We start from the raw sequence: 24,522 nt of genomic DNA, 5'->3' as shown, positions 1-24,522 counted from the left end.
AAATCTAACTCCCCGAGTAGAAGAGTATTAATTCAAGCTGTCCAAGAGTGTTTTAATTTGAGGGTTAAGGTTCAATGAATTCAGAATAATCGTCAGAGCCTCAGCACGTGTAGAGGTTCCTTTCGGATCAAATACCCCCATTTGCTTGCCGTTAATGATGCCAGCTTGTGCCGCATCTTTTATTTGCTTCACTGCGTAAGAGCTTGCACTTGACAGATCCGTGAAGTTGCCTTTGGAAACATCTTTATCAACTTTATTCAAGTCGACAATACGGGACAGAATGATGACCATTTCCTCGCGGCTGATCGTTTGGTGCGGCTTGAATGTTCCGTCTCCGTATCCAGAAATAACTCCTGCGCCTGCAAGTTTCATAATTGCGTTTTTAGCCCAATGGCTGTTAATGTCTTTCAGTTCAATCTCATTATTAACTCCGCCATTGACATCGAATACACTAGCGATGATCGCTGCGAACTCAGCGCGTGTGATTTTACCGTTTGGACGGAACGTGCCATCCTCAAAACCAACGATAAACTGCAATTTCACGAATGTTCCAATGGTCTTTTCGGCCCAGTGTCCTTTGATATCAGCTAGTTTAATCTCAACATTAGATTTCTTAGCTTCCTCCACCTTGGACTCGATCGCATCAATTAAGTTCACTACATTAATAATATTACTGTTGAATACATTATCTGTAGGTTCAGGTGTCGGCGTCGGTTTAGGTGTTGGTTCAGGAGTCGGAATTGGCGGCGCCGTTTCACTATGAGTGCTTGTAATTACCTGTGCACTCCATTCACTAGCTCCTGCCGAATTTTTAGCCCTCACCTTATAGGTATGGCTAGTATTTGCTGCAAGCCCTGTGTGTGCGAACGAGCTTGAAAGATCCGTTTGAATAACACCATCCACCATCAGGTCATAGCCCGTTGCGCCTGTTACATCGTTCCAGGATACGTTAATTTGTGACTTACTTTCTGCTGTTGCTTTCAAACCTGTTGGAACAGCAGGAATTTGCTCGACGTTACCGTCACCGGTTGACACTTTTACATCATGGAAGGTACTGCCTACCTGCAGCTCATTCCCCTGTTCGTTTGCAATTACAACATGATCTAGAGAAATTGTCGTCTTATCGGTAGTTACCGTTTTTGCCGTAAACTTAAATGAAAGCAAATCACCTTGTGCGGGCACGTTCGCCCCAACGCTGGCAGCCATAATTCGAATTTGTCCCGGCGCTGTCTCCTTTTGAGCGATGACTTGGAATCCGTCTTTCAGTGATGCGATCGAATCGAGCTGCAAAATCGCCGAATCATACTGAAGCATCAAATCTTGGGCATACACCGACTGGTATACACTTTGTGTTACGCCTGTCAATCCCATCGTAAGATTGAAGGTTTCACCAGCGTTCACCTGCTGTAAACCTGTCAATGTAGTCTGAGGCATTGCAGCCGGAAGCGCCGGCGCGAAAATTGTCATTTCCGACAAACCGATATTTGATCCGCTTCCACCGGATACCTGGAATTTGACCCATGTCACCGTCTTGTCAGGGAAAGTTACAGAATAAGCGCTCCCATCATTCGGGATTCCTGAAACCTCAAAAGTGCTTCCGTCGCTAAAGGTAAGCGTTCCGCCGGGCGCCCAGTCCGTTAAATTGGGCCGATCATTGAAGATAATTTTGTTGAACGTTTGATTCGTCGTCCAATTCAGCTGAATCCATGGATTCTGTTCTCCCTTGGACGCCCATTCGCTGCCTGATTGCCCAATGATGCCATCGAATACTTTGTCGGGAGAATAATTGGCATTGAATTGCGATGAAGCGGTAACTGCAGCGGTCCACGCCGGGATCTTATTAACAGTTACTTTAATGCTTGTTGTCAAAGGCACGTTATTGGGATTTGCCACCCCAGTTGGCAAAGTTACAGTTCCATCTACAGTGAAGGTCTGTTCAGTCTTTACAGTGGGATCATAGTTTGAAGCTTCTACATTCCATGTCACCTCGGCATACCCAAAACCTTCATCGGTAACCAAGGATACTGTCCCTGGCAATCCAAGGGCATCCGCTGTCTTCGCCGTTCCGATTGCTGCCTCTGTTATGTCAACAGGCGCTGTGATGCTGTTTAAATTACCACTGTTAGTCATAAGGTCAATGTCCATCGACGAACGGTTATACATGGAATCGTCGGCGAATACCCTGATCATATATGGAGTGTCCGGCGACAAATCTGTAAACTTATACTGCCTGTATTCATCGAATGGTTTGTCTAGCGGCAGCGAAAGGCTATTAAACGATTTGTCCACTTTCCCCGTGAGCTTGTTAATAAGCTGAATATTATATTCCAAGACGCGAACATTGTCATTTGCTTGTTTTATTGTAAAAGCAACTTCGTTGTTATTGTAGGAATCGATCTTAATACCCTCTTCAAACTGCGGAGCAATAAGTTCTCTTATATCGCTCCTGCTATAGGTAAAGGCCTCTTTGCCTTCACCTACGACTTTCACAGAAGGTATGCCTACATATTCATCTGTAGCTAAATTATACTGTTTGATAATAATTTTTGGACCGTAAACCTCTATGAAATTCACGATGCGAGGTGTGGTTTTGTAGTTGATATACGAGCCTTCTATATATCCGCCGTACGGACCGCCATCAATATAACTGGAATATGAACTTGCACCGCTGTCGAGAAACGTTGCCGAACCTTGATAGTGAGAACGTTCGTCGGTCGGGTCGTATTGCGTATGACCTGACATATATACCACCTGCGAGAAGTTATTTTCGGCAATATATTTACCTACAGCATTACTTCCCGCGCTGCTCCATTGCCCTGACCACACGGTCCCGCTTATAGGGTAGTGAGAAGATACAAATATAGGTTTGGTTGGATCGTAATCCTCTTCATTTTTAATTTGGTTGAGGAAATTGGTCGCCTTCCCCACCGTTTTGTCGTTGTTATAATTTCCGTCAAAACCTACAAAATTATATCCTTTTACATTTACCCTATAAGAATCGTTAAAGAAATTGTTATCGTATGAATTCGTTGACTCGTTCCACGCGCCTGCCGAACCGATAGGTATAAATTGTTCGGCGCCACCCATATCATGGTTGCCTCTTACCATATAAAACTTCGTATTGTCTAACAAACCCTCATTTGTAAGTTTAGTGTGTATGGCTGTCAGATTTTTCATCCACACATATTCATCGGCATTGTTACCGCCGGTAACGTCGCCAGGAATAAAGAGTACATCGGCCTGTGGGAATAGTCTCAGTTCTGTTCTGTAGCCTTTTTCAATTTGCGCTATTTTTGCGGGATCGCTACTAACTTCCGGATCACTGTCCACAATCATATTTAAATCGGCGGGAGTTAATGTTTTATTGCTTTTTTGATAGATGAATAAGGCGTTATTGAGTTCACGTTTATAATAATTGATAGTTTCCTGTGTATATAATTTTACTTTTTGCGTTGTTGCAACCGTAGTTGCCGTATTCAAAACCTTTTTCAAAGACTCAAAATCGGTTTCGCTGAAGCCGTCGCCGAGACCGCCTGCTACTATTGTATTTGCTTCTGATATGGTGTCGTTAAGTGCTTTCATATCTACTTTATTTACACCGTAACTATTATAATTCGCTTGAACCATATCACTGCTTAATGCGCCTTTCCAAACATTCAGATCAGCGATATCGAATGAATTACCGCCATTTTTGCCCAATCCGTCGCTGCCTATATTTAATGGGTTTGGTGTATCTAAAGTACCTACCCCCAGCGAAGTTTCAGTCATTTTGTAACCATCAATATACAACGATCCGAGCATTTTATCTCTGTCTACAACAAATGTTACGTAACGCCAAACGGAAGCATTAAACGTGTCGCGCCCAAATTTTACTGATGCGGTCGGGAATCCTAAATTCATATTGACCGAATTGCCTGATGTATAAATCGCCCAGCCTTCGTTAGAGCTCTTAGTAAAATCCTTGTTTGATAATATGACCTGATCATTTTTAGTGTCGCCCTTATACCAGAAGGATGTGGTAAAACTGTCACTACCAAACTTCAAGCTATCCTTCGTTCCGACATAATTGTCGTCTCCGCTTTCTAAGTGCAGAGCTTTGGTCCCGGGTAATACACCGTCTACATAACTATAATTTCCATTACCTTTCAAATCCTCTTGATTTGCATCGTCCTTTAAATTATTATCGAATTTCATCGATGCAATAAGGGGATTTGCATTGGCGTCAGCAGCTTCTGTTTCTGCGTATACGCTGGTCGATAACATAGTGAATAACATCGTAAGTGCGAGCGTAACGGATAAAATTCTCTTCATTACAGAAAAACCTCCATTAATTTAAGTAAGAGCCGCCACCGAGTCCGAATACACTATCGGCTAGCAAATACAAAGTAATTTTATTGCACAACCGTTTTGGCTACGATTCCAAGGTCCACAATATCAACCTTACCGTCATGATTCACATCCGCGTTTTCATGCCAGTTCTCTTGACCTTGTTGTTTGTCGTATGCCCCAGCAACAATAGCCACGTCTCCAACAGAGTGTCTACCATCTCCATTGACATCTGCTGTGATTCTCTGCTTGTCAAACGCTTGAATAGCCGCTTTCAATGCCGCTTTCGCACTATCCACCTGCTCCTCAGTAGCATTCGAATTGTTTGCTGTCTCATTAGCTGCATCGATAGCCGACTGCAATTGTGCTTTGGAACCAGCCGTATAAAGGCCGTCCTCATTGCCTTCCACTGCTGCATCGTGCTTAGCATGAGCGCTTTCGATTATGCTTGGTAATGTTAGATTGGGCTCTACTGTCACATTGGCGGAAGATGTAAAACCTCCATCAGCAGTTGTGACCGTCACTGTCGCCTTCCCAGGAGTATGAGCGATTAGCGAAGCGCTGCTGCCTGTTGCGGTTATAGATACGACAGCAGGATCACTGCTTTCCCATGAAACTTGGCTATCGTTCGCATTATCCGGCGTAACCACAGCTGTTAAGGTTTTGGTTTGACCTTCAGTCATGATGACGTTCTGTTGATCAAGCGTTACCCCGTTAACAGGAACCCGGTCAACAACTTCGAATGTCTTGCGATCTACGATCTCATATCCGTCATTTAGCATGAAAAGAGCATCATACTTACCTGGGGCAAGTCCATTGCTGAGACTAGCCTTTCCGTCTCCAGACTTTAGATAAGTCCATGTCAGCGACACACCGGCACCTGGAGGAATATCTCCGGTTTTGTAAATTCCGACCCAATCCGACCCGCTTGCGCCAGCGCCTGTGTAAGACAGCGTGATCGCTTCCCCTTTGAGGTACTGAAGTTTGTCCATTGTTAACATCTGATCGGAAGCTGCTCCAACGACAGGCATAAAAGATACTGCAGACAAGGTGAAAATTAACATCATGACTGACGTAAAATAACCTATTAGTCGTAACGTTTTTGGATTTCGTTTTATGTTCATTTACAAATCTCCTTTTCTACCATTTTTTGTTGGAATCATGTTAGTTTGACCGCTTAAGGACGGACAGCCTAGCCGTTCTACCTCCAAATAATAAGGTTGTATTGTAAGGTCAAAATCAATTACAACTAAAGATATTGTAATGAAACCGCTTACTCCTTGCCGATGTACTAACACGATTGCAAATCTTAAGACTTCTTTCGTTTTAAGTTTAACGTTCCGATGACAAACGGAATCACCAAAAAAAAAGGCTTGGGAGTATCGAGCTTATGAATTTTGGAATAAACGAGAAGGTTCTCCTGAGGAAAAAGCAAATCACAGCCCGATTTTCCTGATGTCTCCATTCGATCGTACACTCTGAGCGACATTATCAATTCGGTCATTGCATCAGGCTTCAGACTGCGTAAGTTTGATGAACATCGTGGATGGAATAATGAAAATATTCCTTGGGAATTTACTATACTGGCGGATAAATGACTGCCAAACGAGCAAAAGCCCGCCCGAAAATTATATCGGGCGGGCTTACGGGGAGATCTATGTCTACACTTAGCCTTTTGCATTCGTGATCGATGTCAATATTTTATGATTCAGCCCTTCAATGCGACTCATATCGGAAGCTGCAACAGGCAATAATGGCATTCTAGGCTCGCCCGTTTCGAAACCACGCAGCTTCAAAATCGCTTTGCAAGCCCCATACAGAGACGGGAATGATAACAATTCCACAATAAGCTCATTAACGATAAACTGCCATTTCTGCGCTTCGGCCATGTCACCTTGAACATAACATTGCTCAATCTTAAGGAAAAGCTCTGGCATGACCCCATACGTACCGCCGATTCCACCGTCCGCTCCGATGCTGCGTCCGGCAAGGTATTGCTCATCAGGACCGTTTAGTACGAGAAACTCTTTGCCGCCGGCAGCCTTGAATTGCTGCAGTTCAAACGTACTCTCTGCTGATATTTTTACGCCAATTACTTTTTCCTGAGCAGCCATTTTGGTTAAGAGGCTCTTCGATAGTTGAAAGCCTGTTGTTTGGGGAATATGATAAATAATGAACGGAAGTGAAGTGCTGTCAATAATGGCTTGCCAATGAGCTTCTACGCTTTGTGGAGATAATCGGTAATAAATTGCCGGTACGGCAGACACAGCATGAGCACCCGCTTGCTCCGCATGCATAGCAAGCTCAACGCTGTCTCTGGTTGATGGAGCTCCAACATGAGCAATAATCGTAAGCTCTTGACCAACTTCAGCAATAACCGCCTCCAGCATTTGCTTGCGCTCTTCTACAGATTGCAGCATGCCCTCGCCTGAGCTTCCCCCGACATACAGACCCCTCACACCAGTAGAAGCATAATGGCGAGCTAGCTTCCGTGCTGCTTCCTTATTAATCTCCCCCTGCTCATTGTAGCTGGAGTACATCGCGATCGTAATGCCTTTAAACCGTTCTAAATCATAGCGTTTCATTGTAAAATAGCCTCCGTTTTAGAAAGTCGAATTTTAAAGTGCTTGAAATAGATCATAATGCCTGTTAACCCTTGACTGCCCCCATTGTAATCCCTTGTGTAAAAGCCTTCTGGAATAAAAGGAAGATGGCGATCATTGGAATAGAAGCTAATGCCGCACCAGCCATAAGCAGTCCGTAATTGGTTGTAAATTCGCCTCTAAGCGTAGCTACGCCAAGCGGCAGCGTCATCATTGATGTTGATCTTGTCATAATGAGTTGGCTGAAATAATCATTCCAAGAAGTAATAAACGTAAAGATCGCAAGCGCGCCTAATGCAGGCTTAAGTAAAGGCACGATAATGGTAGTGAATAATCGTATTTCCGAGCAGCCGTCTATCTTTGCAGCCTCAATCAATTCTCCCGGAATGGTTTGTGCAAATTGCTTCATGAGAAACACACCGAAAGGCCAGCCGATCGCTGGTAAAATAAGTCCTTTATAGGTATTCACCCAGCCAAAATCAGCTAACATCGTAAAGAGCGGCACGAGAATAACTTGTTTAGGCAGCGCCATCGCTGCGACGAACATCGTAAAAATGATCACTCGCCCAGGGAATGTTTTTTTGGCAAGCACATATCCAGCAAGAGAAGAAACAACACATATCGCTATCATCTCTACCAATGCGATGATAAAGCTGTTGAACATCCAGCGCTCTACAGGGTTTTTAAATAATTCGGTCCAGTTTTGCATGGTCGGCTTGAGCGGAAACCATTCTGGAGGAATAGTGGTAGCGACGGTCTGGAGCTTAAACGAGCCTGAGACAACCCAGTAAAAAGGAAACATAAAAAATATTGTCGCTAGTATCAAAAGGATTCCTGCCAGCACTTTCGAGGGCGTGAACTCTTTTTTCCATGCGCTTTTTCGCTTTGGCTGCGGCATAGATGTTTTCATTTCTAATGAATGGCTTGTATTCATGATGTCCCCTCCTTAGTACTCAACATCGCTGCCAAAGTATTTGAATTGAATGATAGAGATGATGCCAATAACGATCGCGAGCAGAACCCCCATCGCAGAAGCATTGCCGAAATTGCCAAGCACGAATGCTTGCTCATATACGCCGTACATAACAGTCGATGTACTATAGACGGGTCCTCCTGAGGTAAGCAACTGAATCAAAGCGAAGCACTGAAAAGTATTAATCGTAGTAATCACGATAATATACAAATTTGTAGGCATCAGCATAGGCCATACAATTTTCCGAAAAATTTGCCAAGGCGTTGCGCGATCCAGCTCCGCCGCTTCGATGTAGGAGGTCGGAATATTGCCAAGTGATGCGACATATAGGATGATCGGTTGACCAACGGATGTCGTAATTAATACAGCGATAATGGCAAGCAGTGCAGTCCTTGTATCTCCCAACCAAGAAATGGGTTCGGCCCCAACCAAGCTTGTTAAGTAATTGAGAATGCCATAATTCGGATGATAGATCCAGCCCCATACCACCGTAATACTAACGACGGAGGATACGGCCGGCAAGTAGAAAACGCCTCTAAAGAAGGATCTTGCAAACTCTTTCTTCTTGTAAATATTGACCGCAACAAAAATAGAGAAGACGATTACGATAGGCACGGTAATGACAACAAGCAAAAGCGTATTTCTCATGGACTTCAGAAAGGTTTCGTTATGAATTAATGAGATGTAATTATCGAACCAAATAAAGTTAAAATCTCTGAGCGAGTAATCAAAGAAGCTGATATAAACCCCTTTGACCATCGGATAAGCAACAAAAAGCAGGAAAAACCCAAACGCTGGTAATAAAAAAATATAGCTCATCAACCAATCGCGTATAACATAGCCCTTTGTTTTGCGAACCGCTACCTCCATTTCCCTCTCCCCATTCTTCGATGATTTGAAAAGAGTAGAGCACTTGCGCACTCTACTCCTTCATGGCCGCCTTGTTCTTTATAATTTATTTAGCTGCTGCTTTTGCTTTCGCAATCGCTTCGTCTGCTTTTTTCGCAAAGCTATCCAAAGCTTCTTTGCCTGTTGCTCCGCCAATCAGTGCGTTTTGCAATTCAGGGAACCAGAATGTACGGATTTCGGCATAGCCGTCAGCAATTGTTGGCGCATCAGTCGTAAATTTACGTGCATATTCAGCATAGGTGTACTCGGGATCGTTATATAGCCCTGTAATGGAATTGCGTACGGACAATCCACCCGTTTGAATCAAGTTTTTCTTGCCATATACCTCGTCGTTAGCGATAAAATCAATCAATTTTTTCGATGCTGCAATTTTATCCTCATCACCATTGTTGAATATGGCCATGCCGCCTAGATACGGCTCAAGCTTAGGCTCAGATCCATCTAATGTAGGGAAAGGAAGTAAAATATCTTCAAATTCAACCATTTTTTTAGAAACGTTTTGCGCTTTAAGAACAGCAGAATAGTTAAGTGTAAAAGCTAGTTTCCCTTGCAGGAACAAATCATTCACATCAGCGGCAGCAAGTGAAGCCGAACCTGCAACGCTTACTTTATCCTTTGTAGCTTGCACAATCCAGTCGAGCGCTTTAGCAGCATCCTCTGTGTTAATGGCAACTGCGGAATTGTCCTCATTCAAAAATCTGGAATTACCAAGGTTAGCGATATAAGCGCGTGTCCCTTGATCTCCTGCTTGGCTTTTTGCAAAAAATCCGGTAGGAATGACTTCCGGCGCTTTTTCTTTAACAGCCTGAAGCGCTTTCTTATACTCTTCAAACGTCCATGTTCTATCTTCCTTTTCCAGTGGAAGCAGGTCTAGCGCACCGATTTTCTCGAATATCGTCTTATTGACAGCCATCATGAACGGCGCGGTATTAATCGGATACATATATATTTCATCGCCTACACTCGATTGCTTCCAGAAAGCTGGTGCAATATCGTTTTTCACTTCATCCGTTACCAAATCATTTAACGGTGCAAGCAAATCCTTTTTGCCCCAGTCAATAATTCGTCCAGGTGCATCATAGATAACGTCAGGGGCTGTGTTGGAAGCGATTGCGACATTCAGCTTCTCAGGGCCGCCTTCAAAAGTAATCATTTCAAGGTTTACTTTAATTTCTGGGTTTTTCTCATTAAAGGCTGCAATAATTTCTTTCTCGTATTTACCGACTTCACCGTCAAGCGCTTGGAAGGTTGGGAAGTTCCACCATGTTATCTCGACTGGCTTAGCGGCAGTCTCGGTTGCAACTGGTTTTGTATTACCAGCGTTACTACTAGGCTCGTTATTCGAATTCGTGTTCGTGTTCGTGTTCCCACATGCAGCGAGCTGCATGCCTAGCAAAGCGACACCTGCTATCGTCATAAGTCCTTTTTTCATAACACTCATTTAAATGCCCCCCATTTTGTTTTCGGAATAGTTGTTAGCGTTTTATTCCTTGCGTTAATCATAAAACATTTGTAAATTTAGAAGAATCCCTCTCACTTTACATTCATGGTCGTTTTCTGACATGTTCCTACTACATGTCCAGAGGTAATGTTATAATTCATTACATCATTTAGTGAAATCCAAAATAGGTATTTACCTTCTGGAGGGACTATCATGTACAAACTAATGATTGTTGAGGATGAACCCATTATACGCCTCGGTCTTAAACATTATTTTTCTTGGGAGGAGCTTGAGGTCCATTCCATTATTGAAGCTGAGAACGGAATGGAAGGGCTTGAAGTCGCACTCAGGGAAGTGCCCGATTTGGTCATAACCGATATCCGTATGCCAGTGATGGATGGACTTCAGATGATTGAGCAAATCCGTATGGTACTGCCTGATACTGTATTTATCATTCTGACAGGATTTAATGATTTTGAATATGCCCAGAGGGCGATTCAGGTCGGCGGTGTCCACGCCTTTTTGCTCAAGCCTTTGGAATACGAGGAAAGCCTTACAACATTGCAAAATTGCATGAGTATGCTTAAGAAAAAACGTCTTGAAATCCAAAGTCGTTCTACTATGGAACAAGAAATGAAGCAAAGCTGGAAGCTCAAAGGGAGTGAGCTCGTGAAGCACCTGCTGGAAGATGAGCATGCTGCAATAGACCAATCTATGATCGAGGTTCTTTGTGCATTTAAGAGTGTCACTTACATCTATCAACCATTTGTGCTGACTTGGTTACCTATTTTGGAAGCGCATTCTAAGTCAAGCAGATGGGGCAGACAGCAAGCGGAATCCTTTGTGTCAGAAATGGTAGAGCCGCTAGTTTCTGTTCCTACCCCGCATCATATTTTTACATACACCTATAAATCCAAGCTTTATGGAATATTTGTTATGGCAGCAACAGAAGATAGCGATAACGGTATTCTGCTTGCGGAGCATGCCCACAGCCAACTGGATCATATGCTGAAAACCGCCAGTAACGAATATCAACTATTTATGGTGATAGGCACGCAAACGACTCATTTATCCGAGCTTAATAAGCTGCTTCATCATACCGGTAAATCATTGTATCAGCGATTTTACAAAACAGATCGCTCTTTATTTATCGCCGATCAGCTCAGTGAAACCTCACCATCTTCTAAAGCAGCGATTTTCCAGCTGGATGAGAATGATAGAAAACGAATCATCGCCTGTCTCGAAAGTGGAAATAAGACGGAGACAGAGGTGCTGTTGCAGCGTTTTACCCAAGATATTTTGAGTAAAACAACCTATTCCTCACCTGACAAATGGCTCGCGTTTTTGCAGGAAATGATCAGTGTAATTATTCGATTTGCCAATAAAAATGGGATTCACATTGAAGGTGTATACAGCGAAAAGCTATTGAACCTTACGTTTGTGGATGATTTTCCAACGCTCAGAGCCCTCTTCGACTGGCTGGGCAGGTGGATGGTTCATTTGGGTATCGTTTATACAGAAGGTATAACGCAGCATCACCAACAGGATGCGATCATCTTTGAACATATCGAAGCGTTTATCAGGCAGCATATCGATCAAGAGGTGACACTGCAAATGGTTGCAGACCGCTTCTTCTATAATCCATCCTATTTAAGTCGTCTGTTTAAACGTAAATTAGATAAAAACTACATGCGCTTCGTCACCGAAATTCGCATGGAATTTGCACAGGAATGTTTGAAGAAACCAGAGTATTTGGTGACTGATGTTTGCACGATGTGCGGATATAAGAGTTATAAGCATTTCGTAAAAACATTCAGAAGCATGACGAATATGACGCCAACTGACTATAGAAAGCAATCAGGATGGTGAAGCTGTGAACAAATTACGTAGGCCCGTCTACTCCTATCGCATGAAGCATGTTAATCATCAAATTTTTGTCCTTATGGTCCTGACGATCACCATTCCGTTGCTTGCTATATCGGCCATTATCTATATCTTTTCAAATCAAGCGGTCAAAAATGAATATCAAAGCAGCTCTAATCTCATTCTCAATAATCTATCCTTCAATATCGACCAGTACCTTCAAAGCATCGAGAAAGGCACGCTCAATGCGCAAATGGATAGCCAGCTTCAAGCTGCGCTTGAGCATTGGACGAACAATAAGGATAGCAGCGGGAATGATCAGAGTATTCAGTATGGAAACACCATTGAGCATTTCATAAGCGCTATTGAGATGACGATCAAGAATGTCGATAGCGTCCAGATCTATGCTGGCTCCCGCGTCTTTTATTCCGCAAATTTTAACCGAGCCGATTACGACTTCAAGGATTTCACTAAAGAAGATTGGTATTTGCAGACGCAGCAAAAAAAAGGGGGAATCATTCTATTTGGCAGCCATATCCCCTTCCACCGAACCAATTCCAAAGAGCTGGTCATTTCAATCGCAAGGGTCATCAACAAAGTCGGCAGCAAACAACCTTTAGGGGTCATGCTCATTGATATTAGGCTTGATTCGCTGCGGGAAATCTTGAAACTTTCAGAAACGAGCGAACGCAATTTTATTATTATCGACGATAAGGGCGGCGTCATTTACAATTCGGATACCGATCTTACGGCCACCGCCCACACACTTCCGATAAGGGATAAAGTGCTTCGTACTTTTCTAAACAAAGACTCAGGAAGCTTTTATGCGGATGTTGACGATACCAAATCGTATATTAACTTTGTGACCTCCTCTTATTCCGATTGGAAGGTCATTCAGTATATTGGAGAGAAAGAAATGACGAAGCAGGCAGCGTTTCTCGGCAAAATTATTTTAACGCTAGCCATCCTTTCGCTTGGCACTGCTATATTGTTCATGTACATCTTATCGGAGCGTGTAACGAAACCTATTATCCTCTTAAGCAGGCAGGTCAAAATGGTCGGTATGGGGAAATTTGACGTTGATTTAAGCAGTGACCGTCAAGATGAATTCGGCGTTCTCTATCAAGGCATTCGCAAAATGGTCGAAGACTTGCAGAATTATATCGAGCGAACCTCTATGGCAAAAGCTCAGCAAAAGGTAGCGCAGTTTGGCGCTCTAAAGAGCCAGATCAACCCTCATTTCCTTGCCAATGTACTCGAATCCATTCAGATGAAAGCAGTCATAAATGGACAACGTGATATCGGCGAGATGGTTGGGATTGTCGGACGATTATTCCGGGTTCATATTCAATCTGGCAAGGAGACCGTTACACTTCAGGAAGAGCTTGAGCATATACGTCTATATGTAAAAATACAACAATTGCGCTTTGGAGATAAAATTCAGTATGTCGAACGATTGGCAGCGAATAGCGAGAGTATTCAAGTTATGCATTTTTCGATGCAGCCTTTAATAGAAAACGCCATTGTACATGGATTAGAGTGCCGCAGCGGACCCGGCTTGCTCGAGGTATCCTCCACTAGATCAGGAAGCGATATATTGATTATGATTAAGGATAACGGTGTTGGTATGAGTGAAGAGAAGATTAAAGAGCTCCGCAGGCGACTATATCAACCATCGGATACACTGGACGAGGAACATATTGGAATCAAAAATGTACATGATCGCATTCTGTTTTACTTCGGGGAGCAATACGGCATAAGCATCGACAGTCAGCTTGGGGAAGGAACGACGATTACTATCCGTCTTCCGGCGAACTACCTTCATTGAAGGCTCGGATCCCCTTCACGACTAGATAAAAAAAGCCACTCTATTCGTGAGTGACTTGTGCGTTGACACAAAACTGCTTAAAAAACAGTTTTGTGTCGTAGTTTTTCGATTAACACCCGGTGCCGACAGCAAATAGTTGTAATCCTCCTGGATGCGCAATTGCTGAATCGGACTGGCTTCTTCACCGATCCTCTTCTCGTGCAGCCAATATAAATTGACTTCTGTATTCTCCCATAAGGTGGCGGCAGAGACTCGGTTCGCCGATTCCTCCCGCAAACGCGACTGCCGAGCCAGCCAAGGCAACGCTTATAGCCATCATGCCAAAGCGATGCAGCTGCACCCTTACTCCTAGTCCTGAAGCCGTCTCGTCGCCAAGCTCCAGCACGTCGGCCGATCTGGAAAACATGACAGACAGCGGAATAACCGGTTAACTTAAACCTGCTGTTTTACTAAACGTAGCTTAAGCATTATCTTTTTTCTTATTTGAGAGCTTAGCGATTATTTGCCAAATTCCAATAAGGAGAAATAGCATACTTGCTGCCCACGTTAGACCAATCATTCCAAGATTCAAAGAGTTTTCCTCTGACAGCATAGTTCCTAATTCATTATCCTGCGGAAATAATGTTAGTCCAAGTACTAGTGCTCCAGTTTGAAAGATAGTGGAAAAGATTATCCATACAAAAGCTTTTGTTTTATGAATAATCGACATTCTTATTAAAAAAATTGCGCTTAAAAGAAAAATGATCGAAATACAAGTGATAAAAAGTGTCCATGTTCCCTCTTCCAATTCTAAATGCATGAGACCACCCCAATCCGTGATTTGGATTTTTTTAACGTTTCCCCTCACTATTTTCCTTTACTGGTTTTAAAAACAGACGCCTAAGATAAGCTTATGGTTGCACTCCTTATTTATCTTAACTCCCAATTAAAGTAATAAAAAATGGAGCTGCTGCCGACTGCAACTGCTCCATTTGTGTTTAACCAACGTGTCACGTTAGTTTTTAATAGGTCTCAATTTTCTATTGACTTGAGAAAACTAACTACAGCTGTTGCTTCGCCTGTTTCGGCATGATTAATTAACGGGATTTGATGAGGTCCTAAACTATGTTTTAAGGCAGAGTTATCAGAGATTATTGCTTTTACAATTTCGACCTTATCTAACATTGCAGTAAGTAAATAATTTGCAATATCCTTTCTTCCCATATGTGCAGCAGCACCAAGTGCAGTTTCCCAATCACCGTTGCCCCAATCCCATGAAGCATTTAAAAGACCTGGCTCTAGTTCTAATAGAGTCTCGCTATCTGTTCCCCCTGTAGCTGACGTTTATGTTGGTCCGAGGGAGACTTTTCTGTCTAGCTTATTATAATTTAGGTTTTATCTTCAAACCCCCATCGTTCCAGTAGCCACTTATTATCATTAATATCCTCCTCAGTTAATCGGCCCAATTTCATTTTTGCAAGTAGAAGGATGTCTTTATGATCTGTGTATGTAAAATCCTTGTAGATCTCCTGATTCTTTTTATGGAATACATGGATTAGCTCAGTTAGTTCGAAATAAGGCAAAGACCCTGATTTCCATTCCAAAAAGATTGATACAAGGGTTCTAGAGCTTGCTCAGTTACAAATTTATGATACTCATCAATAATCTCACGCTCTTGCTGTCGTTTTTGTTGTTTAGGAGTTAATCTGCTCTCCAAGTTATTCGTCCCCTTTTTTTATATTGAGCCATGCCCTGTAATACCGCCTGAAGTAAACTACTCCTTGCAACCAGATCATCGAAACTACTCCCACAAATCTATTCTGATTATTAACCGTTTTTTATAAATAGGGTTGCGAACATGCAGACAGCAAATTCACCCTCTCCACTGCGTGGGTGTTTGACCTATCGCTCTTCCGAAAGCGGTGGCAAAATGCTGTGATGAGCTGTAGCCAAGCCGCAATGCGATCTCTGTGACAGACATCTCCGTATCCTTCAACAGTTTCGTCGCTTCCGATATTTTAATGTATTCCATGTAGCCTTTAGGCGTAAGTCCCGTGTGCTCTTGAAATATATGATGAAAATATGATGGACTTACGTTAGCGATCGCCGCCAATTCATGCAGCCGCGGGTTCCATTCTGGCCTTATCGTCATTTCGCGCAGGATGAGATCCATGCTTTGAATCAATTCAGGGGAAAGCTCTTTGCGTTCGCGAAAATCGGTGAGGCTTAACAGCAGCTCCAAGAGCGCCAGCCGAATGTTTAAGGCAGGGAGATTACTGCCATGTTCCATCGTTTGCTTTATTCGACGCGCGCTTCGGGCAGCTTGTATCCCCAGTTGAGTTACACGCCGAACATTCTGTAACAGATGAAGCAAACTTAATTCTTCCGATCTGCTTAAACCTAGCCATCTTCCGTCTTCATCGCGTTGTTGTATATTGAGAATAATCCACCACAATCTGCATGGCTCTATTACATTGAATGATCCGCGATGCTTCTCATTCGGGAGGGTATAGAACACTTCCCCTGTCCGCGTCTCATATATATCTTCGCCTACGCCCCAGCTGGCCCTTCCTTTCTCAATTATTACGAATTCATAACAGTTTTCATGATAATGCTCCGTAAGTGTTAACGCCTTCTTTAAATGGTCGAAGCCTATCGACTCCAATTCCGGTACTCCAAAATCTGCGCCGTTTCGTCCCCATCGCATGGAATGGATTTGTTCATTATTTATTTTCATGTACAAAATATTACTCTTCAATTTTCCGAACGTCAACGCGCTTTCAACCGATTATGATTGGGATAATTCAAGATGAATTCCATGAATTCCAACCAATCGAGGAGGCAACAGACGATGGATCACATTAAAGTTACGCAGGAAGACAAAGATGTATTTAACCGAGACGGGTATTGGATTAGCCCGAAGTTACTTACAGACGAAGAAATCGCCCAGCTTCGCGAGGCGCATGAGCGCATATGGGCTGGTGATTGGGATAGGGAAGGATCGCCTCTCTATCACAATTTCACTCCTTACACCCAAGAAAACCCCAAGCTGCGCAAGCTTGATAACGGCTGGTGGATTAACGATACCGTTCACGAGATTGTGACGAACCCGTTATTAGGTGAAATCACGGCAGATTTATTGGGGGAAGATTCGATCCGGCTGTGGCATGACCAAGTATTATATAAGCCCGGTCTCAACGGACAAGTATCGAATGTCGGAAATGTTGGATGGCATCAGGATTACGGCTACTGGGGAAGCTCCAACACGACAAATATGATGACGGTGTGGATTGCGCTCCAGGATACGGATTTGACGAATGGCGGAATGATGACGATCCTCGGTTCTCATAAGTGGGGATTAATCAAAGACAGCAATACATTCTTCGAGCAAAATCTGGATATACTGCGTGATAAATTCGCAACGGAGAATAGGAAGTGGGTCGAGGAGCCCTGCATCATGAAAGCCGGTCAAGCAAGCTTCCATCACGCGCTTACGTTTCACGGCAGCGGACCGAATCATACGGCTGATCCGCGGCTATCGCTTGTAGCCCATCTCATGCCTGGAAATACAGCTTACCAGGAAAACGAACAGCAACATACCAACGTCAAGTTACTTGGGCCCCGTCCGTATAGCGGACAGAAATACGACAACGAGTTTTTCCCGCTTCTATTCTCAAGAGTGTAACTGAAATCGAGTAGGAGGGGGCGACTAGCCCCCTACCTAAACAGGTACTGCTCGGTCACCGATTAATGTAATAGTTACTTAAAAAAATACAGCGTCAATGTCCATTAGTGATAACTCTCATCGGTTTTACAGGTTCCCCCCTCAACCATCTTCCTTCCACAAAGTTTGACTACAAATGCTAATCTAAACATGTACAAAATAATCAAAAGTTACAAGGTCGGCTGGAAGTTCTTCATGAAGGTATTAGACTTGCCCCAACTATAAAAACAGCGGTAGCCGTGGACAAGAAAATAAAGTCCTAGACTGCCGATGTTTTATTGAGCTAACGTTCACCGTTAGTTTAACGACCCGAGCTTGTTTCCAGACATTTTGAAACTTAATAACGCTCCTTTTTCTCTAGGTTTCCACCCTTGTCTAATTGCTTCAGGAATTATTAGGGCCACTTCAGCAGGCAACACAATTTGTTATTGAGTGATTCAACATACGGAAACTCCACCCAGAACTCATTGATGTCAGATTCTATTTGGACCTTCCTGCAAGCGTAAAACTGGTGGTAACTTTGTGATTAATTCATAGGTAGACGATCGGGAACGCGCATCACTCCTTCGCCGATCCGAGCATGATCCCGCTGATAAAGTATCTTTGTAGGAAAGGATAGACAACCTATCGGAATCATCGAAACGAACACTTTCGCTGCTTGCAGTGTTTGATTTGATCGAGGTCGAGAGTTTCGGTTTGATTTGCACGACAAGTTGCTGAATGTACGTTTGCAGCGGATAATGCTCGGGTTTATTCATCAGAATTAGTCCGTCGAAGAAAGAATTCCAATGATTAACGATGCTGAAGAGCGTCACAGTAGCAAGCGACGGAACCGATAGCGGTAAATAGACTCTTAACTGCATTTACCTGGGTCCTGCTCCGTCCATCAGACCCGCCTCGTCCAATTCCTTCGGGATGCTGCGGAAAAAGTTCATAACAAGGATCACACTAAACACGGGTACGGCTCCAGGAAGTAAAAGCGCCCACATCGTATCAAGCAGATGAAGCGAGCGGATCGTTAAGTACCACGGAATGTGCCCTCCGCTGAACAGCATCGTAAAAACGAGAAACCACATGTATGCGTTTCTTCCCCGAAATTCAATAGATGCTTTTGATAGTGGATACACCACAAGGCCCATCGCCTCAGTGGCGGGAAGGAAGCCGTTTTTTTTTTATTATTTTTTGTAAATAATTGGGTTTAGGTGACTTTCGATCAAATCCCCGGGCTTTGCACCAGGAATCCAAGTTGCCAAATCACTCTGGCGTGGCCTTGTTTTTACCGTCTGGGCTACTCTGGTCCCATCGGCTACATAAATGATGGTCATTACTTCGCGTGTTCGGTCTGTCGGATTGCCGGGGGCGGTGTGCATCGTCCATCCATTATGAAAGGTAGCATCTCCGGCAGCCATAGCACCGTATGTGACGGTCTCAATTGCTTTGGCTTTGATCAGGTCTCTCAATGTGGTGTGGGATTCATCGTTGATTGATAAATCTGCGGCATATCCAAGCTTCTGGCTACCTGACGCGAAAGTCATGGAGCCTATCTCCTCAGAGATATCAACCAAAGGCATCCACATCGTAATCATCTTCTCATCAATCGGCCAAAGCACCTGATCCTGATGCCAAGGTGTGTGACCACCGCCGGGTTCCTTGTACAGAGCCTGATCGTGGTACATCCGCACCCCATCAACACCCATAAGCTCTGCAGCAATCTTAGCAAATCTGCGGGCAAATGAAAATTTCTTTACTTCTTCCGAGCGCTCCCATATGTTCATAACTTGTATGAATGCTTTCCCATACGTATTTCGTTTTGAGATTGGATCGGCTTGTATCGCGCTTTGCTGAACAATTTGTCCAATTACTTTTCTGTAAGCCGTAACTTCCTCCAAAGAAGCTACCTCTCTTAAACAAATATGGCCTGTTTTCTCAAAATGCCGGACTTGCTCCATGGAAATATCGTAATTCGACGCTAACTCCGGCAACGGTTGTTTTTGAGCATTTTGCATGTGGATCTCCTCCTATTATGAATTGCAGCTTGTAATGGTTATTATAACTATTTCGAATGGCAGCAAGATTAGTTATATTAAGATACTTGTGTGTTTTTTTGATCTTTTCTTGATTATTTTGTTATAATCATGGCAATCAAAAATCTCTATGAAGGAAGAGGTATTATATGCATAACATCATTAGAGAAGAGCATTCATACGATCCTATATTTCCATTTGTTTGGTTCTATCATATGAGGGGTAATCCTGCGCACAAAGTGAACTTTTATCATTTTCATGACTGGTATGAAATCGTATTCGTGCATGAAGGCGGTGGCACATTCTTTATTGACAAGGAATGGTATTCCATGAAAAAGGGGGATGTTTACACCATTACGGGGGATGTCATTCATAAACCTCTTCCATCTGAACCTGATCCTTATGATTGCAGCGTTATATTATTCCACCCCTCCCTCATCCACTCCCATTCCCTCGGAGAGGTATTTACGCTATTGCAGCCATTCGAAAGAAAAACAGATAACACAGGCTACCGGCATACCCTATCGGAAAATGAATTAAGTCGTTGCGAATCTTTGCTGGATGAAATCAATGAGGAATTGCATAGTGGGCGAAGTGGAGGCCGGCATGCGGCAATGATCCTGCTGCATCGAGTTTTGCTTGAAGTCAACCGCGGACAGAACCATAAAGACACTTCTCTAACCATGGGTAAGCTTACCAAAAGTGAGATTTGGCTGAAAGAAGTGCTTATGTACATCAATGATCATTTCTTGAAAACACCGCTTACCTTGAATCTTCTAGCCTCCCAGGCGCTGGTAAGTCCGGAGCACTTCAGCAGGGTTTTCAAACAAGTTACCGGTTTTACCCTGCCTGCCTATTTGGGAGCAAAACGAATCATCAAAGCCAAAGAGCTGCTTATTCAAACGGAGCTTACCGTATCTTATATCGCAGATACCTGTGGATATAGCAGTGTTTCTTACTTTCATCAAACGTTTAAAAAGCATGTGGGCTGTACACCGGAAAGCTTCAGGCACAAAAATGGTAATAGTTTCGGTTAGGTCGTAAGTTTGAACCAATTATCATCATCGATTCTCGGCTCTCACTTAGAGGGTCAAAATCAGAGTCTATCAATTCTTTCATTCTGGACATACCTCCCTCAAAATAAGAATAATAGATATGAAATGTCGATGTCCCGGATAAGGTGCTGTCACATGGATGCTACAATTGTTAAAAAACCACACTCAATCGGGCCGCTTATAAAATTTTGAATGTAGAAGCAAAAAAGCCAGTTCCGTCAAGGAATGTGGTATTATCCCGTTTAGGTAGACACTCAGAAAAAACCTTATGGTACCATAAGGGATGAGTTCAAATTGGAGGGGATTTTTCTATGGCTATAAAGGGACAAACATTTAAGGAGTATACAGAAGAATTTAAGCTGGCAGCGGTGCAGGAATACATGAAGGGATCATCCAGCTATAAGAAAGTGGCTGAAAAGTTAGAAATCAGAAACTGTAGCCAATTGAAGGTGTGGGTGAGTAAATGGCAAAAAGGAGAGGCCTTTGACGTACGCGCAGAAAAGACAACAAACCCTCTTACAGGACGTCCTCGCACGGTCTTCAGTACCGTAGAAGAAGAACGGGATTACCTGAAAGCGCAGGTAGATTACTTAAAAAGCGGTATCCAAATCTAGTAAAGGAGAAGCTCCAGGTCAGCGAGAAAACTATGAAATAGTCGAAGAACTACGCTATCTGCACGAGCGTTTTTTTCTATATGGAAGTAGAATGCTTTCTACCCATTCATAAAATTTATTTTCTGCTTCTTCGTAGTCATGCACCTTTAAAATCACAACACCAAACAATTCATGTCTTGGCTGAGTCTTTGCAAACAAACCTGTATCATGACTATCATCGTAGTAAACAACCCATTTGCCATCTTCAAAAAAACCAACAGCTTCTATATCATTGCCATCCTTGTAATACCCCAAGTGCCAATGGCTTATTTCCATTTATTCGTTAACTCCTTCATTTCGGAATAATTCACCACTAAGTATATGTTCTAAACATTATGGTTTATTCAACTATCCTGCCAGTTAGCTTAACGCCCAGCAGTACACTTGAACAAATACCGTTATTTTTTCGTTCCCCGTTAGCTGAGAAACGAATGCTGATTAAGTCAATCCAAAGAACCTTTGTAATGGAATTGCATATGATTAAAAAAATTATCATTTTTCTTGGAGGTTTACTATATGAAGGAAAGATTTATTTTACGCATTGGTTTTTTCCTTCTCGCTTATTTGATTGTTTTGTCCATATTCAATACACCGTCAATATCATTCCAAGAAGCCGCTCAAATTGCTGAAAAGGTAACTCCAATATCAGACGGGTATCGTATAAGTCAGATAGGTGGCAGAAATAATTGGTCGTTTCTTTTTAATACTAATCCCGTTTACAGGTTAAATGTGATTACTATTAAAACCGAATCAGGATTTCAACATCGGAAATTTAATGTTGAAATTGATGCGAAAACAAAAGATGTATTGGAAATCAAGGAAATTAACTAAAAACTCTTACCACCGCTTCCACTTCTCTCTAGCTGGATGAACAAAAAACACCAACCAGTGGATGGCGGTGTTGGCTTTATATTGAACTATCATTCACCGTTAGCTTAACGTGTCGTGCCTCTTTGAATATAGAGCAAAAGTAATTACTCCAGCTAAACTATTATTCCTTTTTAACGGTGCTCTTTTTCGATGTTGCACTCCATGGCATATCGACCTCACCGAAGCCTTCTGCTCCTTGAATCTGTTTCTGTTTTACAAGTCCAATTTGCTTCGCATAGTAATCTAACATTTCAAATACCGTAAACCGATGAAACCCAGCATCGAATGACGGTTCATTCCGAGCGTCAGGTTTAATCGGTCTAAGAGTAATTGCTGCCTCACCTGTTCTATTTCCATGCTCGTTTACTGGGACATTGAAGTTAATAAATTCATTAAACCCATCTGCCACCGTAATCACAGTCACTAGAGCCATATTCTTAGTTGGAAAACGTGGATCGATCGGAGTATTTATTTTGATGCTCCACTGCCCTTTTCTATCTGTTAAACCATTTGCAACAATATTTCCCTTGTAATCAATTATAATTAGACGCGCATTAGGTATAGGTCTAAATGATTTATCATTAAACGGTTTCTTCTTCGTTCCGTATCCGTCGATAACAGAAGATACTTTAAAATACATAATTGCTTCAACGTAACCTTTTGAGGGTACATCAGTAGGAGATGGATCAGCAAAAGCAGTGGAGGCACTTACCAGAATGCAGAGAACCAACATTACGGACAATTCACTAATCACTATTCCACCTCAATGTTTTTGTGATAGTCTTCCCTTAATGAGGAAAATCATTACGCTATACTGCCAGTTAGTTGAGTGAAAAATGGAGCATCTGCACCGCGGCAGCATGCTCCACTATCGTTACCCGTTAGTTTAATGAATTTCTGTAGGCATATTTTTTGATATAATAAGAGGAATTAACGTAGAACATGTTGAACAAGGAGAAAACCATGAAAAGTTACGATTTTTTTCCGATTATACTTGGAAGCGATGAAAATGCATATGGAAACGTAAGACTCATCCATGAGGCTTACCAGATCAAGCCGCTATTGCTATGCACCCGGCTGTTAATCCCAACCATGAACAGCAAATTGTTCGATCTCATTCAAATCGATCGATTTGATCATGAGAACGTATTTCCGGGCGCTCTGCTTTCCATATTAGAAAAACACACTGCCCCGAACAGAAAACTAGTCGTCATTCCTTGCTCGGATTACTATGCCGCCTTGTTGTCGCGGCATTATAGCAAATTCAAAGGACTTATTGTGAATCATTTTATTTCAGAGGCTTTGCTTAATACACTTGATACAAAAGATAAATTCTATAAACTATGTGAAAAACATGGACTGGATTATCCGAAAACGATTGTTTGTGAGTCGAATGAGCGCGAAAGAGCGCTGGAACAAATGGATTTTCAATTTCCAATCGTCGTAAAGCCCGAAAACAGCAATGCCTACGCGTATTTGTACTGTCATTTTGAAGGCAAAAAGAAGGTGTTTTTCTTTAACACTAAGGATGAATATTTATCTATGGTCAGAAACATGAATACTTCTGATTATAAAGGAAAGTTAATTATACAGGAATTTATTCCTGGCGGGGACAGCTCGATGCGTGTCATCAATAGCTACTCCGACGACAACGGGAAAGTGAAAATGATGTGTCTTGGCCAGCCAGTACTTGAAGAATACGCACCGAAAACACTTGGCAACTATGCTGCGATTATTTGTCGATATGATATGGACATTTATCAAAAGGTAAAATCATTTCTTGAAAATATTGGTTATGTCGGTTTTTCCAATATCGATATGAAATACGACAGCAGAACAGGCAAATATATGATGTTCGAAATTAACCCGAGACTTGGCAGAAGCAGTTTTTTTGTCAGGGCAGCAGGATTTAACTTGATAGCTGAGCTGATAGAAAATGTCGTTTATAACAAGGACAAAGACTGCGTATACAGTGACAACACAGCCCTTTGGACAAATGTACCAAGAGTGGTATTGCGAAAATATGTTACAGAACCGGCATTATCTGCTGAAATTAAAAAGCTATATAAACAAAAAAAAGTGCTCAAATCACTTTGGTATAAAAAGGACTTAAACTTAAAACGTATGTTAAGAGTCTCAAGGTATTATTGGGGGCATATAAACAATTACCGACGATATTATTTTAACAAGGGACAAGCTGTATCCACCGAATTGAGATCTAGTGCTTATCAAAAATGACGCCTAAGACAGATCCAGACCTGTTCATATTTTGTC

22 protein-coding genes are annotated in these 24,522 nt (G+C 42.6%); 7 read left to right on the top strand and 15 right to left on the bottom strand.

Translation table 11 applies throughout. From position 1 onward, the window contains the following. Positions 1-27 precede the first annotated feature (27 nt). The 6 genes from AC0YN6_RS21300 to AC0YN6_RS21275 form a co-directional block, all read right to left on the bottom strand. The gene (locus AC0YN6_RS21300) at positions 28-4,311 is read right to left on the bottom strand and encodes an S-layer homology domain-containing protein (RefSeq protein ID WP_475749312.1); all 4,284 of its coding nucleotides are present in this window, start codon (positions 4,309-4,311) and stop codon (positions 28-30) included. 80 nt (positions 4,312-4,391) lie between these two features. Next, positions 4,392-5,450 (bottom strand): Ig-like domain-containing protein, encoded by a 1,059-nt coding sequence (locus AC0YN6_RS21295; protein ID WP_475749311.1) that lies wholly within the window; start codon positions 5,448-5,450, stop codon positions 4,392-4,394. Positions 5,451-5,993: 543 nt separating this feature from the next. Beyond that, on the bottom strand, positions 5,994-6,911 hold the full coding sequence (locus tag AC0YN6_RS21290; protein ID WP_475749310.1) for a dihydrodipicolinate synthase family protein: 918 nt from the start codon (positions 6,909-6,911) through the stop codon (positions 5,994-5,996). 64 nt (positions 6,912-6,975) lie between these two features. Further along, positions 6,976-7,863: a carbohydrate ABC transporter permease gene (locus AC0YN6_RS21285; RefSeq protein ID WP_475749309.1), complete on the bottom strand. Its 888-nt coding sequence runs from the start codon at positions 7,861-7,863 to the stop codon at positions 6,976-6,978. A gap of 12 nt (positions 7,864-7,875) precedes the next feature. Beyond that, positions 7,876-8,772 carry a carbohydrate ABC transporter permease gene (locus AC0YN6_RS21280; RefSeq protein ID WP_475749307.1) on the bottom strand — a complete coding sequence of 299 codons (897 nt, stop codon included), beginning with the start codon at positions 8,770-8,772 and terminating at the stop codon, positions 7,876-7,878. 85 nt (positions 8,773-8,857) lie between these two features. Continuing rightward, the gene (locus AC0YN6_RS21275) at positions 8,858-10,252 is read right to left on the bottom strand and encodes an ABC transporter substrate-binding protein (RefSeq protein ID WP_475749306.1); all 1,395 of its coding nucleotides are present in this window, start codon (positions 10,250-10,252) and stop codon (positions 8,858-8,860) included. Between the two features lie 213 nt (positions 10,253-10,465). On the opposite strand from AC0YN6_RS21275, the gene AC0YN6_RS21270 reads away from it, so the two are divergent. Beyond that, a complete protein-coding gene (locus tag AC0YN6_RS21270; protein ID WP_475749305.1) occupies positions 10,466-12,121 on the top strand; it encodes a response regulator transcription factor in 1,656 nt (551 codons plus the stop codon). 4 nt (positions 12,122-12,125) lie between these two features. Then, positions 12,126-13,943 (top strand): cache domain-containing sensor histidine kinase, encoded by a 1,818-nt coding sequence (locus AC0YN6_RS21265; protein WP_475749304.1) that lies wholly within the window; start codon positions 12,126-12,128, stop codon positions 13,941-13,943. 181 nt (positions 13,944-14,124) lie between these two features. On the opposite strand, the gene AC0YN6_RS21260 is transcribed toward AC0YN6_RS21265, so the two are convergent. From AC0YN6_RS21260 to AC0YN6_RS21245, 4 genes are all read right to left on the bottom strand, one after another. Beyond that, positions 14,125-14,358: an iron chelate uptake ABC transporter family permease subunit gene (locus AC0YN6_RS21260; RefSeq protein ID WP_475749374.1), complete on the bottom strand. Its 234-nt coding sequence runs from the start codon at positions 14,356-14,358 to the stop codon at positions 14,125-14,127. 45 nt (positions 14,359-14,403) lie between these two features. After that, a complete protein-coding gene (locus AC0YN6_RS21255; protein ID WP_475749302.1) occupies positions 14,404-14,742 on the bottom strand; it encodes a hypothetical protein in 339 nt (112 codons plus the stop codon). A gap of 212 nt (positions 14,743-14,954) precedes the next feature. Next, entirely contained in the window at positions 14,955-15,146 is a 192-nt protein-coding gene (locus AC0YN6_RS21250) for a hypothetical protein (protein ID WP_475749301.1), read from the bottom strand. Between the two features lie 649 nt (positions 15,147-15,795). Continuing rightward, positions 15,796-16,659 carry an AraC family transcriptional regulator gene (locus tag AC0YN6_RS21245; protein ID WP_475749300.1) on the bottom strand — a complete coding sequence of 288 codons (864 nt, stop codon included), beginning with the start codon at positions 16,657-16,659 and terminating at the stop codon, positions 15,796-15,798. Positions 16,660-16,773: 114 nt separating this feature from the next. Here AC0YN6_RS21245 and AC0YN6_RS21240 point away from each other — a divergent pair, with 114 nt between their 5' ends. Beyond that, positions 16,774-17,607 carry a phytanoyl-CoA dioxygenase family protein gene (locus tag AC0YN6_RS21240; protein WP_475749298.1) on the top strand — a complete coding sequence of 278 codons (834 nt, stop codon included), beginning with the start codon at positions 16,774-16,776 and terminating at the stop codon, positions 17,605-17,607. A gap of 512 nt (positions 17,608-18,119) precedes the next feature. On the opposite strand, the gene AC0YN6_RS21235 is transcribed toward AC0YN6_RS21240, so the two are convergent. The 3 genes from AC0YN6_RS21235 to AC0YN6_RS21225 form a co-directional block, all read right to left on the bottom strand. Continuing rightward, positions 18,120-18,509 carry a hypothetical protein gene (locus AC0YN6_RS21235; protein ID WP_475749297.1) on the bottom strand — a complete coding sequence of 130 codons (390 nt, stop codon included), beginning with the start codon at positions 18,507-18,509 and terminating at the stop codon, positions 18,120-18,122. Continuing rightward, entirely contained in the window at positions 18,510-18,722 is a 213-nt protein-coding gene (locus AC0YN6_RS21230) for a hypothetical protein (RefSeq protein ID WP_475749296.1), read from the bottom strand. A 99-nt stretch (positions 18,723-18,821) separates the two neighbouring features. Beyond that, positions 18,822-19,652, bottom strand: a complete 831-nt coding sequence (locus AC0YN6_RS21225) for a phytanoyl-CoA dioxygenase family protein (RefSeq protein ID WP_475749295.1) — start codon at positions 19,650-19,652, stop codon at positions 18,822-18,824. Between the two features lie 167 nt (positions 19,653-19,819). Here AC0YN6_RS21225 and AC0YN6_RS21220 point away from each other — a divergent pair, with 167 nt between their 5' ends. Together AC0YN6_RS21220 and AC0YN6_RS21215 are read left to right on the top strand one after the other, a co-directional pair. After that, positions 19,820-20,707, top strand: a complete 888-nt coding sequence (locus AC0YN6_RS21220; RefSeq protein WP_475749294.1) for an AraC family transcriptional regulator — start codon at positions 19,820-19,822, stop codon at positions 20,705-20,707. A 329-nt stretch (positions 20,708-21,036) separates the two neighbouring features. Then, entirely contained in the window at positions 21,037-21,339 is a 303-nt protein-coding gene (locus tag AC0YN6_RS21215) for a transposase (protein ID WP_475749293.1), read from the top strand. Positions 21,340-21,393: 54 nt separating this feature from the next. Here the strand turns inward: AC0YN6_RS21215 and AC0YN6_RS21210 are convergent, their stop codons facing one another. Further along, entirely contained in the window at positions 21,394-21,654 is a 261-nt protein-coding gene (locus tag AC0YN6_RS21210) for a DUF3986 family protein (RefSeq protein WP_475749292.1), read from the bottom strand. A 240-nt stretch (positions 21,655-21,894) separates the two neighbouring features. Between AC0YN6_RS21210 and AC0YN6_RS21205 the strand changes: the two genes are divergently transcribed. Next, the gene (locus tag AC0YN6_RS21205; RefSeq protein ID WP_475749291.1) at positions 21,895-22,209 is read left to right on the top strand and encodes a PepSY domain-containing protein; all 315 of its coding nucleotides are present in this window, start codon (positions 21,895-21,897) and stop codon (positions 22,207-22,209) included. A gap of 160 nt (positions 22,210-22,369) precedes the next feature. Here AC0YN6_RS21205 and AC0YN6_RS21200 read toward each other — a convergent pair whose 3' ends face one another. Then, the gene (locus AC0YN6_RS21200; protein WP_475749290.1) at positions 22,370-23,002 is read right to left on the bottom strand and encodes a hypothetical protein; all 633 of its coding nucleotides are present in this window, start codon (positions 23,000-23,002) and stop codon (positions 22,370-22,372) included. A 209-nt stretch (positions 23,003-23,211) separates the two neighbouring features. Here AC0YN6_RS21200 and AC0YN6_RS21195 point away from each other — a divergent pair, with 209 nt between their 5' ends. Further along, a complete protein-coding gene (locus AC0YN6_RS21195; RefSeq protein ID WP_475749289.1) occupies positions 23,212-24,486 on the top strand; it encodes a carboxylate--amine ligase in 1,275 nt (424 codons plus the stop codon). Positions 24,487-24,522 lie beyond the last annotated feature (36 nt).

The organism is Paenibacillus sp. J22P15, from assembly GCF_056269345.1.
Note: the sequence above shows the minus strand (reverse complement) of the source record. Positions and strands in the feature narration are given on the sequence as shown.

Bases quoted from the DNA above. Each gene is read 5' to 3' on its own strand.
- AC0YN6_RS21300 (WP_475749312.1), bottom strand. From the start codon at position 4,311: ATGAAGAGAATTTTATCCGTTACGCTCGCACTTACGATGTTATTCACT.
- AC0YN6_RS21295 (WP_475749311.1), bottom strand. From the start codon at position 5,450: ATGAACATAAAACGAAATCCAAAAACGTTACGACTAATAGGTTATTTT.
- AC0YN6_RS21290 (WP_475749310.1), bottom strand. From the start codon at position 6,911: ATGAAACGCTATGATTTAGAACGGTTTAAAGGCATTACGATCGCGATG.
- AC0YN6_RS21285 (WP_475749309.1), bottom strand. From the start codon at position 7,863: ATGAATACAAGCCATTCATTAGAAATGAAAACATCTATGCCGCAGCCA.
- AC0YN6_RS21280 (WP_475749307.1), bottom strand. From the start codon at position 8,772: ATGGAGGTAGCGGTTCGCAAAACAAAGGGCTATGTTATACGCGATTGG.
- AC0YN6_RS21275 (WP_475749306.1), bottom strand. From the start codon at position 10,252: ATGAGTGTTATGAAAAAAGGACTTATGACGATAGCAGGTGTCGCTTTG.
- AC0YN6_RS21270 (WP_475749305.1), top strand. From the start codon at position 10,466: ATGTACAAACTAATGATTGTTGAGGATGAACCCATTATACGCCTCGGT.
- AC0YN6_RS21255 (WP_475749302.1), bottom strand. From the start codon at position 14,742: ATGCATTTAGAATTGGAAGAGGGAACATGGACACTTTTTATCACTTGT.
- AC0YN6_RS21250 (WP_475749301.1), bottom strand. From the start codon at position 15,146: ATGGGAAGAAAGGATATTGCAAATTATTTACTTACTGCAATGTTAGAT.
- AC0YN6_RS21245 (WP_475749300.1), bottom strand. From the start codon at position 16,659: ATGAAAATAAATAATGAACAAATCCATTCCATGCGATGGGGACGAAAC.
- AC0YN6_RS21240 (WP_475749298.1), top strand. From the start codon at position 16,774: ATGGATCACATTAAAGTTACGCAGGAAGACAAAGATGTATTTAACCGA.
- AC0YN6_RS21235 (WP_475749297.1), bottom strand. From the start codon at position 18,509: ATGCAGTTAAGAGTCTATTTACCGCTATCGGTTCCGTCGCTTGCTACT.
- AC0YN6_RS21230 (WP_475749296.1), bottom strand. From the start codon at position 18,722: ATGTGGTTTCTCGTTTTTACGATGCTGTTCAGCGGAGGGCACATTCCG.
- AC0YN6_RS21225 (WP_475749295.1), bottom strand. From the start codon at position 19,652: ATGCAAAATGCTCAAAAACAACCGTTGCCGGAGTTAGCGTCGAATTAC.
- AC0YN6_RS21220 (WP_475749294.1), top strand. From the start codon at position 19,820: ATGCATAACATCATTAGAGAAGAGCATTCATACGATCCTATATTTCCA.
- AC0YN6_RS21215 (WP_475749293.1), top strand. From the start codon at position 21,037: ATGGCTATAAAGGGACAAACATTTAAGGAGTATACAGAAGAATTTAAG.
- AC0YN6_RS21210 (WP_475749292.1), bottom strand. From the start codon at position 21,654: ATGGAAATAAGCCATTGGCACTTGGGGTATTACAAGGATGGCAATGAT.
- AC0YN6_RS21205 (WP_475749291.1), top strand. From the start codon at position 21,895: ATGAAGGAAAGATTTATTTTACGCATTGGTTTTTTCCTTCTCGCTTAT.
- AC0YN6_RS21195 (WP_475749289.1), top strand. From the start codon at position 23,212: ATGAAAAGTTACGATTTTTTTCCGATTATACTTGGAAGCGATGAAAAT.